This window comes from Agrobacterium sp. 22117, from assembly GCF_052045735.1.
Classification (GTDB): domain Bacteria; phylum Pseudomonadota; class Alphaproteobacteria; order Rhizobiales; family Rhizobiaceae; genus Agrobacterium; species Agrobacterium cavarae.
Genome location: NZ_JBQEPP010000006.1, coordinates 241151 through 255516 on the forward strand (window position 1 = coordinate 241151; position 14366 = coordinate 255516).

Genomic DNA, 14366 nt, shown 5'->3' on the forward strand with positions numbered 1-14366 from the left:
CAATGGCGATGGGCGCCGCACCAGGCGGCACCCACCGTTCAGGCGGGATCAGCGAAGCTCGAAAGCATCCTGGATCTGCTGCGCGCCCTCTTCAGGCGTCATTTGACCGGAGACGATTTCGACGGAGATGTCGTTGACGACGCGGCCAACAGCGGCACCGAGCGTCTGGTCGAAGAAGTTTTGATGCCACGTGGACGCCGCAAGTTGCTTGGCGGAATCGGCCATCAGCGGATCTTTCACCGCTTCACTCGCACCGACTGCGACGGGTAAGATCATGCCGGCTGCCGCGAGCTTCTTCTCGTTGTCGGCATTGGTGAGGAAGGTGGCGAAATCGATTGCTTCCTTCGAAGCATTCTTCGTCACCGCCCATCCATTCAGACCGCCAAGCGTGTCAGTGGCTTTGCCCGCACCGCCCTCGACCATCGGAAAAGCGAAGCGACCGAGATTGTCGGAGGAAAGACCCTTGCCGTCACCTGCATTCTTGCGCTGGTTGGCTTCGGTATTGTCGAAACCAAGGATCATCGCCGCTTTGCCGTCGCCAAAAACACCTAGCGCCTGTGGCCAGGTGGCGCCGAGATAGCCCGGCTGGAACGGTTCGAGTTTACCGAATTCTGCAAGCTGCTCGCCAGCCTTGATGATCGTCCGGTCCATGAAGCCTTCGCCCTCGCCCTTGCTCGCGGCATCGAAGACCGCCTGGCCTCCATTGCGCATGACGAGATAGCTCCAGTAGAAATGGATCGGCCACTTCTCCCCGCCACCACCGGCAATCGGAACAATCCCGGCGTCCTTGATCTTCTTTACCGCGGCGCCAAGATCGTCCCACGTCTTGATGTCTTCCGCCTTGACGCCGGCCTTGGAAAACAGCTGCTTGTTGTAGAAGAAGCTGACGAGGCTGACGCGGTAAGGCACAGCCCACACTTTGCCGTCGAAGGACAAGCCATCAATGGCAGCCGGGTTATAGGCGTTTCGAATCTTGCCACCATCAGCATCGAAGATTTCGGTCAGATCCTTCAGAGTGCCTGTCTTGGACTGCTCCTCAAGCACGCCGCCGCCCCAGCTGTAAAAGAAGTCAGGAACGTCATTCGACTGCAAAAGGGTGGGAAGTTTGGCCTTGAAGGCTTCGTTTTCCAGAAACTGCAGCTGAATGTCGACATCGGGGTGTTTCGTCTCGTAATCCTTGGCAATCTCTTCCCACACTGCCACGGATTTCGGATCGAGTTCGACGTGCATCCACTTGACGACAGTTGCGGCAGAAGCGCTTGCTGCGCCGAGCATGAATGTAATGGCTGTGGTGGAGGCAAGCGTGATCAGCTTGCCGCCCAGGCTTGCGCCCGCGTGCATAAACGTCATGATGATGATCCTCCCGGGGACTTCCTCACATTTATTCCCCAATCCGAATTAATTCATATAAGAATCCACTAACTGTCAAGGCGTAACTACTATTTTCCGCAACGCAGCTTGACATGGCGACGCATATTCGGGCTATTTAATCCGTGATCCGATATTAATCGGACATCCTGAATTGCTCTGCTCAAGCTCGTTGCGACTGGACCCATGAAGACTGCCGACCCCGAACTGATGCGTGCAATCAATCGCTTGAACGTCCTCGACACGATCCGTCGTCACGGCCCCATTTCGCGTGTGGAGATCAGTGAAAGGACGCAGCTTTCCACCACCACAGTTTCCGCGATAACGGCATCGTTACTGGATGATGGCCTCATTCTGTCGCGCCACCTGGGCGATATACGAACGGAGGGCTCGCGCGGCCGTCCCCGCGTGATGCTGGAACTCAATCCGGATGCTGCCAGGGTGGTTGGGGCCAAGATCGCGGCCAACCGTATGGTCTTCGTCGTCACCGATTTCTGCGGCAACGTCCTGTCGTCCCTCTCGCTGCCAATTCGGATCGATCGCCAGCCGATCGGCGTCATTGCAGATCTGATCGAAGACGGTGTGCGTCGATGCGTCGTCGATGCAGGGCTTTCACTCGAAGATGTCGACCGGGTCTGCCTCGGTCTGCCAGGAGTGATTGAACACCGCACCGGCAAGATCCGCTTCAGCCCGGTGCTACGCGAAGTCAACATCGACTTTGCAGGCGAGATGACGGCCCGCTTTGGGACGCCCACCATCATTGAAAGCGATGCGCATGCCGTGACGCTTGGCCACCACTGGTTCGGCAAGGCGCGCGATCTTGAGGACATGGTGCTGATCTCACTGGAGCAGACGCTGGGCTTAGGCGTGCTGCATAGAAACGACCTCTTCCGCGGTGCCGGTGGTCTCAGCCATAATCTTGGCGATCTTGTGCTTGTCGCGAGCCCGGAAGGAACCGTTCGGCTGGCGAGCCAGGCCGGCGAAAATGCAATCCTTGCGTCGCGGCCCGCTGACGGACGTTTCGCCGAAGCAATTCGGCTTGGCCGGGGCATTCAACATGCCCAAGCGCTGGTGCTGGCGCAGGACAATGATCTCATCGCCGCTGCCCAACGGGCGGGTGCCGCGATAGGTCTGACGCTCGCCAATATCGTGACCCTGTTTGCTCCGCCGCGCGTCATCTTCGTTGGCTCCAGCCTCGATCTCGGTGCCCCGTTCATCGATAGCATCAGGAGCGCCTACGAGATTTCCGTGCCGCCATCCCTACAAGGCGTGGCGGAACTGGTCTTCGACAACTCCAGCGACGAGCTCTGGGCACAGGGTGCTGCGGCTGTCGCGCTCTACGAACTGTACGAATCGCCTTGGAACACCACAGGCCCAGCTCTCTGAGGAGTGAGCGGGCGCAAGCATGATGGGAGAGTAGAATATGCAAAAGGTCGGCATCGGCATCATCGGATGCGGCAATATCTCGGGCGCTTACTTGAAGGCGATGGCATCCTTCCCGATCCTCGACATCAAGGGTGTCGCGGATATGAACGCGGAGATGGCCACAGCAAAGGCCGAGGAATTTAACGTCGCCGCGCGAAGCGTCGAGGATTTGCTGACGGATCCGGAGATCGAGATCATCGTCAACCTGACGATCCCCAAGGCGCATGTCGAGGTGGGCTTGAGGGCACTGGACGCCGGCAAGCACACCTATTCCGAAAAGCCGCTTGGCATTAACTTTGCCGAGGGCAAACGGCTTGCGGAAGCGGCGAAAGCGAAGAAGCTGCGCATCGGTGCGGCACCGGACACGTTCCTGGGCGGCGGTCATCAAACCGCGCGGACACTCATCGATCAAGGCGTTCTTGGCACGCCAGTCGGCGGAACGGCGACATTCATGTGCCCGGGACACGAACGCTGGCACCCTAACCCCGCCTTCTACTACGAAGTCGGCGGCGGACCGATGCTGGACATGGGACCCTATTACATTACCGACCTCGTCAACCTCTTTGGACCCGTCGCCAAGGTGGCAGGCTTTGCCTTTTCGCCACGTACCGAGCGCCTGATCACCAGCGAGCCTCGCAACGGCGAGAAAATCCCGGTCCATGTGGCGACCCATGTCGCAGGCGCGCTTGCATTTCAGAACGGCGCGATTGTTCAGGTCGGCATGAGTTTCGACGTGGCTGGACACAGACATGTCCCGCTCGAACTCTATGGCACGGAGGGGACCCTGCTTGTACCCGATCCCAACCACTTTGGTGGCGAGGTCCAGCTTCTGAAAAAAGGCGGCGAGTTCGAAATCCAGGAACTGTCTTCGCCCTACGCGGATGGCAACTACCGATCGATCGGCGTCGCGGACATGGCCCATGCTATCCGCTCCAATCGCCAGCACCGAGCCAATGGCGATCTGGCACTGCACGTTCTTGAAGTCATGGAAGCGTTTCAAACCGCATCGGACACGGGCACAACCGTTTCCATCACCACCGTCGTCGACCGTCCGGCCCCGCTGGCCGAGTCGCTTGTCGACGGCCGGATCGGTCAATAATTCTGAGGAGGAATAAAATGCGTGAAGCACTGATAGTATGGGGCGGCTGGAGCGGCCACGAACCCGAGGAATGCTCGGTCATCATCAAGGATCTTCTCGAAGAGGAAGGCTTCAAGGTCTATGTCGAACACAGCACCGAGGCCTTCGCCGATCCCTCTGTCCACGATCTCAGCCTCGTCGTACCGATCGTCACCATGTCCAAGATCGAAAAGGAAGAGATCAAGAATCTTGCGACCGCCGTCGAGAACGGTGTCGGCATCGCCGGATATCACGGCGGCGCCGGCGACAGCTTTCGCGAGTGCGTTGAGTATCAGTTCATGATCGGCGGACAATGGGTTGCCCACCCCGGCAACATCATCGACTACACCGTCAACATCACCAAGCCGGAAGACCCGATCATGGCCGGGATCACCGATTTCCCCTACACGTCCGAGCAGTACTACATGCATGTCGACCCTTCAAACGAGGTTCTCGCGACGACAACCTTTACCGGCGATCACGCCTGGTGGATCGACGGAGTCGTCATGCCGGTCGCCTGGAAGCGCAACTACGGGAAAGGCCGCGTCTTCTATTCATCACTCGGTCACCAGGCTAAGGAATTTGCCGTTCCGCAGATGCGGGAGATTTTCCGCCGCGGCGCCAACTGGGCCGCGCGCTGAAGGCGTTAGAATCCTAACCTGATGCAAAGCCGCGTGTATCTGCACGCGGCTTTGCACAATGGCTACCGAAATGGGATTCAACTGATAGCGACCGGCCCAACAGCTTGTTTGGCTGTGAGCGTTTCAACCAAATGGTCTGCCAGTCGCATACTGAGTGCGACTGCGGGCATGGTCGGGTTTGCGTGCCCGCCCGTGGGGAAAACGCAACTTCCCGCAACGAAAAGATTGCTGACGCCGTGAACCTTGCAGTCACGATCGACAACGCCCTCTTCGGGCGAAGCGCTCATCCGCGTCAAGCCGATCTGGTGAAAGCCGTCATAGGCCTGATCACGGAGTGCTTGCAGGCGGGCGGATGCCGGGTGCAGGTAATCGAGCCTTCCCATCCCTCTTTCTTTCAGCCACCGATCGAGAACAGCATGCGACCTTTCTATCGATATGAGGTCCTCATTCCGCACGCGATAATCGATAGCAACCGCTGCCACTTGATCCTCCTGCGTCGACGGCGATGGCATGACGGTGCTGGACATGTCGGGAGCCTGTTCGGCATGGTAGCGCAGCAAATAGCGCCGGGCGGGGTTGACGATCGGCACTCTCCGATCGCGGCGCCGCAGCAATTGGCCGATGGTGCGGCGAATATCCTTCAAGACTGACGCAGAGGGGACGAGATTACGAAGATGATCCCGGTATCGACGACCTCTTCGAAGCCGCGAGCCCGCAGCTTTACCATTGGCAAAAAAACGGTAGAGACCCGTCAGTTGAAGGGCGAGAAACACCGCGGAAAGTCCAGCCGAATGGTGGAGGGCATTCGAGATGGAGATCGTGTCGAGCCAGAAGACGCAATTGAGTAAGCCGAGGCGCTGTTGCGCATCACCTGAAAGCTGGAAACGGCGCCGAAAAATGCCTCCCCCTTTGGTCGCTTGAAATGACAGCGCATCGACGCCGACGTCGTCTTCTAGTTCCACAATGGCAATGTAACCCGTCAGATGTCCTTGGTAATAGCGCCCAAGTGCAGGGGAAAGAACCCCGGGATGCGCCGTGTGCAATTGGTGGAGCAAACGCACGTTCCCGATACCGCCGGCGGCAAGCACCAGCCTTTGAGCGGGAATTCGCAAAGTCCCCGCCTTGCCTTGAAGGTGCAGATGAGTGACGGCGTGGTCAGAATCGAGCTCGATCGAGCTGAGAACCGTGTCTGGGAGAAAATGGATCAGCTTGGATTGATCGATACGGTCGCGGTATTGCAGTCCGAGGTTGGGCTGAGAACTCCACCACTCTATGGCGTCGAGGTGAACCTCATCGGAATCGCCGTTTATTTGCTCATCACCTAAATCGATGTCGGCGACATTCAAAAACTTTAGCGCGTCTCCGTAGTAGCCACTTACCTCCCTATGGGAGATCGGCCATCCGGAGTTCGGAACGTATGGGCGCTGAAGAAAATCGATGTCGTCAAAGGCGACGCATCGCCCTCCCCACAGCGATGATGTACCGCCCAGCCCACTCGCCGTTGCAGACATCAATGGAGCGTGATGTTGATTTGCGACACTAACGTGGCGCCCTGCATCGCCGTTCTCACCCGCTTCAACCAGGAGAACGCAGATACCCTGCTCTTCCAATCTGCACGCAAGAGCAAGGCCAACCGGACCAGCCCCGACGATGCAGACCTGAAACGGTATCGATGTCGCGTTGAGCGCGTGGTGAATCATGGCTTCTCATTTCTGCAAACCATGAACACTAAAAGGCGATCCTGCAGTCGTTACAACGACCAGATCTTGTCCTTCACTTTATATCCGGGAACTGCCTAAAAACGGGTGCCCGATCCGTCGCCTGGGGTTGATCGAACCCGCAAGCAAACGCCCAAATCCGTCTCAACGCAAAGCCCCTCCCAAACCTGTTAAGCGCGCCGTCTATAAAAAAGTCCTGGTAAAAAAACGCACCTTCCAGCTGCAGCGCAAAGGAGTACCAAGGCGGCGGGATTTACGGGGAAGCATCTGATAAAGGAGAGAAATTTGACAAAACTGATGAGATTTTTTGTTTGTCTGGCGTTCACCATGGCCCTGGCCCCAGCTGCTTGGGCGCAATCTGGAGAAGAGGATCACGGTGCTGCGGTGGAGAAAATGAATGCCTATGTCGGCTTCATGAACCGCGCGATCCGCGCGTCGGACTCGCTTTTCCGCTACGAAAGCTGGGTAAACATGAAGAAGGGTCCAACCGGTAAGGAACGCATCATTTACGGGCTTTACGCACCTTATGACGTTCGCACCGAAATTGCCAAAGCGGAAGAGGCAACAGGTGCCGAGCCAAAGATGCCTGATCTCGACGCAACCATGACCCGGTTCATCGCCGTCTATAAGGAGCTGGCGCCGGTTCTGGAAAAAGCCAGCAAGTATTACGACCGCTCGGACTACAAGAGCGACAAGATGCAGGGCGGCAAGGAATTTCACGCTCAGATCATCAAGTTTGCGGATGAATTTTCAACGGCACGAACCGAGGCCGACACGCTTCTGGCCAAGGAGAAGCGGGAAATCGACTTGCAGGAACTGGCCGCGCTGGAGAAGGCCGAGGGCAAGAAATCACGCTGGCAAGTGCGTAACATCATGATCAAGGCGCAAGCCGTCATGGAGACATTGCCGAGCGGCAATGAGACAAAAGTCGACCTCGGCGCCTATAACGCGTCGCTCAAGGACTATGCCGAAGCCGTCAAGGTGTTCGATGACTACGCGACTGAACATCCCGGCTCGTTCCACGTCTTCGAATCCAGCCCAGGAACGCTTCTCAGCAAGCTGCGGGACTTCCAGGAAAAACTGCAGAAGGCCAAGGGCGATGCTCGTAAAGCCGCCAACGATCTGGAGTGGATCTATAACGACTACAATATGATGGTCTCAACGTCTCAGAGCGCAACGACGTTCTCAAATGATTGATCTATCCTATTGTGCAAATAGGATTTTCGGCGCGGCGGCCTTAGAACGCCGCGCGTAATCTTAGACGCATCAGAATCGTACGACGTCCTTTTTGCCCACAGAGCGTGCAATTCAAGATCAGTCCAGATTTCGGCTCCGATGAGGCGTGGCTGCCAAGATCAGAGGAAGCTGCAACCACTTGAGGGCCCGAGCCTATTGATCTGTATTCACGCGGTCACCGTTGCTGTCAAAGACGTGGAGCCTGGCTTCCGGCAAGCCAACGCTAATCGAAGCTCCAGGCTGCAACAGTGCACGGTCGGAAGAAAACAGCTTGAAGGGAAGTCCGTGTACCGTGAGGTGCAGGATAATACCGAGGCCTGTCGGCTCGACGAGCTCCACCTTGGCATCCACGCCGCCCGTCTCCGGTGAGACGACAACGTGCTCGGGACGGATACCGAGGGTCATGGCCTCGCCATCTCTAAGCGGAATCGTTCGGCCCAGGGGAAGCTGGCTACCGTCTGGCAAGGACATTGCGCTTCCATAGGGCTTTTGAACACAGCGGCCTTCAAGAAAGTTCATTCCTGGCGAACCGATAAACCCGGCGACAAAGAGGTTGGCCGGACGATCGTAAAGATCGAGCGGCGCACCGATCTGCTGCACATAGCCGGCATTCATGGCGACGATGCGCGAGGCGAGCGTCATCGCCTCGATCTGGTCATGGGTGACGTAGACGGAGGTAGCACGTAGATCGGCATGCATCCGCTTGATTTCCGCACGCATCTGTTCGCGCAGACGCGCGTCGAGGTTGGACAAGGGTTCGTCAAAAAGGAAGGCTTTGGGTTGGCGCACAATGGCGCGCCCCATGGCAACGCGTTGACGCTGGCCGCCGGAGAGCGCCTTTGGGCGCCTTGCAAGATAGGGATCGAGACCGAGCTTACTCGATGCTGACGAAACGGCCGCAGCAATCGCCTCCTTGGGGCTGCGGCGAAGCCGCAGGCTGTAGCTCATATTGTCGGCGACGCTCATATGCGGGTAGAGCGCATAGGACTGAAACACCATGGCGATGTCACGGTCCTTGGGCTTGAGATTATTGACGAGTTGCCCATCGATGGAGAGCGTGCCCGAGGTGATTTCCTCCAGACCGGCGATCATACGCAGCAGCGTGGATTTGCCGCATCCGGACGGGCCGACGAGAACCACGAACTCGCCATCGGCAATGGAGAGATCGACACCGTGCAGGACAGGATGATCCCCATAGGACTTGGCGACGCGGTTCAGCTCGATGGAAGCCATGGATTTATCCTTTCACTGCACCGGCCGTCAGGCCCTGTACGAGATATCTTTGGATCAGCAGGAAGAAGAGGCATGCGGGAACGAGCGCCAGGACGCCCGCTGCCATCATCTGCCCGAAATCGACGGAGAATTTTGAGACGAATGTCAGGAGGCCGACCGGGAAGGTCGCGCTCTGATTTCCAGAAATCAGCATCAGCGCAAAGAGAAGCTCGCTCCAGGCCGCGGTGAAGACGAAGCCAAGCGTCGCGGCAATTCCCGGAAGCGTCAGAGGCAGGATGATCTGGCGGAAGGCGGTAAAGCGGCTTGCGCCGTCGATCATGGCGGCCTCCTCCAGATCCTTCGGAATGCCGTCGAAGAACGACTGCATCAGGAACGTGGCGAAAGGCACGTTGAACGCGGTGTAGACGATGACGAGGCCGGTCAGGCTGTTGGTCAGGCCGAGCGGAGACAGCATCTTGAAGATCGGTGCCACCAGCATGACCAACGGGAACATCTGGGTGATGAGCATCAGCGCGATGATCCAGTATTTCCCGCGGAACTGGAAGCGTGAAAGCGCATAGCCGGAAAGTGACGACAGCACCGTAACGGCAAAAGCCGTTGATCCCGCCACGATGACGCTGTTCTTGAAGAATGTCGGAAAGGCGCTGTTTTCGATGACGAAGCGATAATGGTCGAAGGTTGCGCGCGATGGCCATAGCCGCACACCCTCGCTATAGAGCAAGTCGTTCGGCGTCACCGAAACCTTGAGCAGCCAGAACAAGGGAAAGAGCGCGAATGCGATGTAGACGAGGATCGCCAGGCGATGCGCGACTGTGAGAAAAATTCGGCCGGTCACGGATCAATCCTTCTCGATAAGGCGCTGGCGCATGATGACGATCAACATGGAGTAGGCGAGCAGAAGCGCGAGCAGAACCAGCGCGATCGCCGACGCATAGCCAAAGTCCAGCCGCTTGAAGGCCTGGGTGAAAATATAGCTTGCAACGATTTGCGTGCGGTCGGCCGGGCCACCATTCGTCATGACGATGATGAGATCGGCGAAATTGGCGATCCAGACGGTACGAAGCAGCACGGTGATGGCGATCGTCGGGGCCAGAAACGGCAGGGTGATCGAGGTAAACCGCTGGAGCGGGCTCGCTCCATCGATAGAAGCCGCCTCGTAAAGGTCGCGGGGAATGGCCTGCAAGGCGGCCAATAGCGTGATGGCGAAGAAAGGTATGCCCCACCAGACATTGGCGATGATCGGTCCCCACATGGCAAGATGCGGATCGGCCAGAATGTTATTCGGTGCCGAGAGCATGCCGAGCGACGTCATCCAGTACGGCAGCGGTCCGATCACCGGGTTGAACAACCAGGCCCAGTTAAGGCCTGCCAGAAAGGTTGGAACGGCCCATGGAAGAAAGACCAAGGCCTGGGCGATACCGCGACCGGCAAAGGGCTTGTCAAGCAGCAGGGCAAGGATAAGGCCGAAGAAGAATTGAAGGAACACCGACGCGCCCGTCCACCACAGCGTGTTCTTGAGAGCGCGGTAGAATGCGGCATCCTGAGACAGCGTCTTGAAATGCTCTAGGCCGATGAAGCCGCCGGAAAACGGATTGAGCAACTGGACGTCGCGGAATGCGTAGGAAAGCCCGAGCACCAGCGGCACCATCATCACGGTGACGATGAGAACGAGGACGGGCGCGCTATAAAGCCATGGCTCAGCCGAGTTGGCCAGCCTACGCAACATAGGTTTGCGCGACATCGCAGGTGCGGCGCTTGAAAATGACGACATCAATTGCTCCTCAGCGTAACGAAGTCTGGGCCGGAGGCCACGCGCTGATCTCAACTTCACGGCACGTCGCACAAAGGTGTTCGAGAACTTTGCGGTAACGACATGCGACAAAACAACGGCTTAAAGCGCGCTGATCAACAAGCTCGCGAAGCGCTTCAAAGCTCGTGGCAGCAGGAAGGTGGCGTACCTTGAAAGATACGCCACCGGTGTCCCTTACTTGGACTGAAGGAACTTCTGCTGCGCCTTCGTCATGTAGTCCGCCCACTGCTTGGCGAGGTCTTCGGGTGTGATGTCACCCAGAAGAGCTTCCTGGGAGGTCTTGATCACGAGCGAATCCTTGAAGAACGCAAACTCCTGGAGATAGGTCGGCATGGTTGTCGGCACGGCATTCTTGTCGGCCAGTTCCTCGAACCATCCCTTGAACTGCTCGCTTGCATAGAAGGGGTCCTTCTCGGCGGAGGTGTGAACTGGAAGAGCACCGGTCTTCTTGTTCCACTCGATATTGCCTTCAGGTCCTTCCAGCGTTTCGATCAGCTTCCAGGAAAGATCCTTGTCCTTCGAAGACGCCATCATCGACCAGCCGGCAAAACCGATGGTCGGAAAGGTCTTTCCATCCGGTCCCTTCGGCATGGTCATGACGCCGAAATCTTCGCTTTTCATGCGCTGGGCGATGGCGATCAAGGCGTCCGGATCCTGATCAAGGAAGGCGCACGTGCCGGAATAGAAGCCAGCGACGATCTCGTTGAAGCCCCAGTTGACGCTGTCCTTTGGCGCGTAGCCGTTCTTGTAGAGATCTACGACGTAGGTGAGGCCCTTGACCCAGCCAGGGCTGTCGAATGTCGACTTGCCGTCCTTGGTGAAGAACTCATTGGAGCCGGCCATGGATGCGCCGAACATCACCCAGCCGTTCAGACCTCCGGCGCCGCCACGAAGGCAATAGCCATACTTGCCGGGAATGGCCGAAATCTTCTTCGACGCGTCGGCAAATTCGTCCAGCGTCTTCGGCAGTTCCTTCACGCCAGCCTGCTCAAGCAGCTTCTTGTTGTAGAACATCGCGCGCAGGTAGAAGCCGTAGGGCAGCATGTAGGCGGTGTTCTTCACATCGCGGCCAAGCTCCAGGGCTCGCGGCGTCAGATCCGACGTGTACTGCCACTTTGCCAGATAGGGCTCCAGGCTCTCGAGCATGCCGTTATTGGCATAAAGCGACAGCCAGGTGTCAGGCATTTCCATCACGTCCGGAACGTCACCAGCCGATACCATGGTGGCAAACTTCTGGAAGGCCTCGTTCCATGGAAGCGATATGATCTCGACCTTCGTGCCGGGATTGGCGGCCTCGAATTTGCCGACGAGGCTTTTCAACGTCTCGGTGCGCTCGGGGCTGGTGATGACTTCCACCAGTTTCAGGGTTGTGTCGGCAAGCGCCGTTCCGGCCATCATGGCGGTAAAGAATGCTGCTGCTACCAGTTTTTTCATGTCGTTCTCCCTTTTTGTTGTCGTCACGATGCGTCAGGCTGCGGCAGATGCCGCTCTGATGGCTGGTTCAAGATCATTCCAGAGAGCTTCAGTACCCTCCAGGCCCACATGCAGGCGCACGGAGCGCGCGCTGATACCGAAAGTATGTGCTGAATTTGGCTGCGCCTTCTGCTCAAGCACCACCTCCCCTGGGACGATCAGGCTTTCATGTCCTCCCCAGGAAACACCCAGTTTGAAAAGCTGAAGCTGGTCGGCGAAGGCCCGTACATCCACACCTTCCCGGAAGATGAAGGAGAAGAGACCGGACGTGCCGTTCAGCCCCGGCGGAAGACGGTTTGCCAACCCCGGATGGCAAACAGCCTCCACGACGTCGAGCGCCTGCAAACGCGATGCGATCGCAAGCGCCGATTCCTGATGCGCCTTCATGCGGATGGGAAGCGTGCGCAGCCCGCGGATCAACAACCATGCGTCGAAGGGCGACATCTTGCCGCCAAGATAGGGGTAAGCTTCCGCGCGAATACGGTCGATCATCGCCTTGGAACCGGCAACGACGCCCGAAACAACGTCGCTGTGACCACCGAGATATTTCGAAGCCGAATGCACCACCATATCGACGCCAAGTGCCAAGGGCGTCTGGAAAATCGGGCTGGCCCAGGAATTGTCGATGACAGAGATCGCGCCGTGTCGCTTGGCAATCGCTGCCAAGGCACCGACATCATGCGCCTCCATCACCCAGCTTGTCGGGCTCTCCATGTAAAACAGTTTGGCGCCGGGCATCGCCTTCTCGACTGCGGCCTCATCGCGACCGTCGACATAGGTCACGTCAATCTTCATCCGCTTCATCAGGGTACCAAACAGACGGAAGGCATCCGGGTAGACGTGGCGGACCGCGACGATACGATCGCCGGGAGAAACGAAGGACAGTACGGTGGACGAAATCGCTGCCATGCCACTGGCAAAACCGAGTGCGTCTTCAGCACCTTCGAGCTTAGCTAACATCTCTTCAAACATGCGAACGGTCGGGTTTAGCCCGCGTGTGTAAACAGGACGGCTCTTTTCGCCACGATAGGTCGCGACCATTTCGTCATAGCTTGAAAAGGTGAAGAGCGATGTCTGCACCAGCGGTGGGACCACGGCTTCGAAAGCGTGCGTTTCGTCATGCGCGACAATGAGCGATGCTGCATCAAAAAAATCAGAGCCTTGGCTCATTTGGACATGTCCTTAATATCTTCCTCGACGATCGCGAGGATTTTCAATGTTTCCTGCCGCGCCGCCGACGTGTCACCGGCCACGATCGCGTTGAACAGGGTGCGGTGAAACGGAAAGGAGCGAGAGGCGAAATCAGGCCTGTCGAACGGCTTGGACCAGAAGCGCTCGAAGCCTTCGCGCATCTGCTCGAGCAATTGCTTGAACAGCGAATTATGAGTGGCGTCGTAAATCGAAAGGTGAAACGCAAGGTCAGCCTTGCCGGACGTACCCTCGGCCAGATGAACGCGCTCCATCTCTTCCAGCCGAAGACGCATCGTTTCGATATCGTCCTCGGTGCGGCGGCGAGCCGCCGCCATCGACGCTTCAACCTCGATCCCACGGCGCACTTCCAGCGTCATCAAAAGCGCGTCTCGCAGGCTTTGCGCCTCAATGGAAATCGGCATATGGACAGTCGCGGTGGAAATCGGCTTCAAAAGATAATTGCCGCTGCCCTTGCGGGAATCGATAATACCAAGCGCCTGAAACTTTCGGATGACCTCACGAATGGTGGAACGCCCGACACCAAGCGCCGACATCAACTCACGCTCGGCAGGTAGGCGGCTCCCCGGCTTCAGATCAGCCCGCTCGACAAACTCGACAAGCGCGCCTTCGACCTGCCGTACCCGGTCTACGACTGGCAGCGGAGTCATCACATGCTTTTCGAGTGTCTGATCCATTTGCCCCCGCAATGTCAGCACTTGCAAATTGGTCTGACATCTTACCGATTAACATAATCTTCATTTTTCGGAGGCGTCAAGCCGGACGTGCTGCAGATTTCCTATGAGATTGGATTCTTTTTCGTTGCTTTGACCGCCTCTTACAATTTCGGAAGGGCCATTCTCAAAGCTGCGGAGTTCTGCGACCGCTGTCATTGTGAACGTCCAATCTTCTGCAAGAAGCGTCTGCCCAAGCGCGCGGTCGCGGCTCATCTAACTCGCGAGCTACGCTGCCTCTCATCAGCTTCGGAGACTTGGAACATCAAACATGGGAGGTGGGCTGCAGCCGTTCGGTACCCGGCGGTGCGTCGAGTTTTTAGGGTGTCTGCTCAGCTTTTGAGTTTTGCAGATATTCATCCCGAGGAAGTTGCTGCCTCCGTTCACGAAGAATGAGCGTCACACCCATCGCCGTGAGGAACG

The 14366-nt window shown here is 57.6% G+C and carries 12 protein-coding genes; 4 read left to right on the plus strand and 8 right to left on the minus strand.

From position 1 onward, the window contains the following. Window positions 1-48: 48 nt before the first annotated feature. On the minus strand, window positions 49-1350 hold the full coding sequence (locus ACTJKV_RS18245) for an extracellular solute-binding protein (protein WP_440599218.1): 1302 nt from the start codon (window positions 1348-1350) through the stop codon (window positions 49-51). A gap of 204 nt (window positions 1351-1554) precedes the next feature. Here ACTJKV_RS18245 and ACTJKV_RS18250 point away from each other — a divergent pair, with 204 nt between their 5' ends. The 3 genes from ACTJKV_RS18250 to ACTJKV_RS18260 are packed head-to-tail and all read left to right on the plus strand — an operon-like array spanning window position 1555 to window position 4551. Further along, window positions 1555-2754, plus strand: a complete 1200-nt coding sequence (locus ACTJKV_RS18250; RefSeq protein WP_113225735.1) for an ROK family transcriptional regulator — start codon at window positions 1555-1557, stop codon at window positions 2752-2754. A 37-nt stretch (window positions 2755-2791) separates the two neighbouring features. Then, window positions 2792-3892 carry a Gfo/Idh/MocA family protein gene (locus ACTJKV_RS18255; protein ID WP_440599219.1) on the plus strand — a complete coding sequence of 367 codons (1101 nt, stop codon included), beginning with the start codon at window positions 2792-2794 and terminating at the stop codon, window positions 3890-3892. A gap of 17 nt (window positions 3893-3909) precedes the next feature. Further along, window positions 3910-4551, plus strand: coding sequence for a ThuA domain-containing protein (locus ACTJKV_RS18260; protein ID WP_062442427.1), 642 nt, complete (start codon window positions 3910-3912; stop codon window positions 4549-4551). Window positions 4552-4628: 77 nt separating this feature from the next. Here the strand turns inward: ACTJKV_RS18260 and ACTJKV_RS18265 are convergent, their stop codons facing one another. Further along, window positions 4629-6251 carry a GMC oxidoreductase gene (locus ACTJKV_RS18265; RefSeq protein WP_440599220.1) on the minus strand — a complete coding sequence of 541 codons (1623 nt, stop codon included), beginning with the start codon at window positions 6249-6251 and terminating at the stop codon, window positions 4629-4631. A 345-nt stretch (window positions 6252-6596) separates the two neighbouring features. Between ACTJKV_RS18265 and ACTJKV_RS18270 the strand changes: the two genes are divergently transcribed. Continuing rightward, window positions 6597-7466, plus strand: a complete 870-nt coding sequence (locus tag ACTJKV_RS18270; RefSeq protein WP_440599221.1) for a YiiG family protein — start codon at window positions 6597-6599, stop codon at window positions 7464-7466. Between the two features lie 192 nt (window positions 7467-7658). Here ACTJKV_RS18270 and ACTJKV_RS18275 read toward each other — a convergent pair whose 3' ends face one another. From ACTJKV_RS18275 to ACTJKV_RS18300, 6 genes are all read right to left on the minus strand, one after another. After that, a complete protein-coding gene (locus ACTJKV_RS18275) occupies window positions 7659-8738 on the minus strand; it encodes a sn-glycerol-3-phosphate ABC transporter ATP-binding protein UgpC (protein WP_113178988.1) in 1080 nt (359 codons plus the stop codon). A gap of 4 nt (window positions 8739-8742) precedes the next feature. After that, window positions 8743-9573 carry a carbohydrate ABC transporter permease gene (locus ACTJKV_RS18280; RefSeq protein ID WP_440599222.1) on the minus strand — a complete coding sequence of 277 codons (831 nt, stop codon included), beginning with the start codon at window positions 9571-9573 and terminating at the stop codon, window positions 8743-8745. Window positions 9574-9576: 3 nt separating this feature from the next. Next, complete coding sequence (locus ACTJKV_RS18285) at window positions 9577-10479, minus strand: carbohydrate ABC transporter permease (RefSeq protein WP_440599338.1); 903 nt, start codon at window positions 10477-10479, stop codon at window positions 9577-9579. Window positions 10480-10722: 243 nt separating this feature from the next. Beyond that, window positions 10723-11982, minus strand: coding sequence for an ABC transporter substrate-binding protein (locus ACTJKV_RS18290; protein ID WP_062426772.1), 1260 nt, complete (start codon window positions 11980-11982; stop codon window positions 10723-10725). Between the two features lie 33 nt (window positions 11983-12015). Further along, window positions 12016-13191: a PLP-dependent transferase gene (locus ACTJKV_RS18295; RefSeq protein ID WP_440599223.1), complete on the minus strand. Its 1176-nt coding sequence runs from the start codon at window positions 13189-13191 to the stop codon at window positions 12016-12018. After that, window positions 13188-13880: a FadR/GntR family transcriptional regulator gene (locus tag ACTJKV_RS18300; protein ID WP_440599224.1), complete on the minus strand. Its 693-nt coding sequence runs from the start codon at window positions 13878-13880 to the stop codon at window positions 13188-13190. Before ACTJKV_RS18300 ends, ACTJKV_RS18295 begins: the two co-directional genes overlap by 4 nt. Between the last annotated feature and the right edge of the window lie 486 nt (window positions 13881-14366).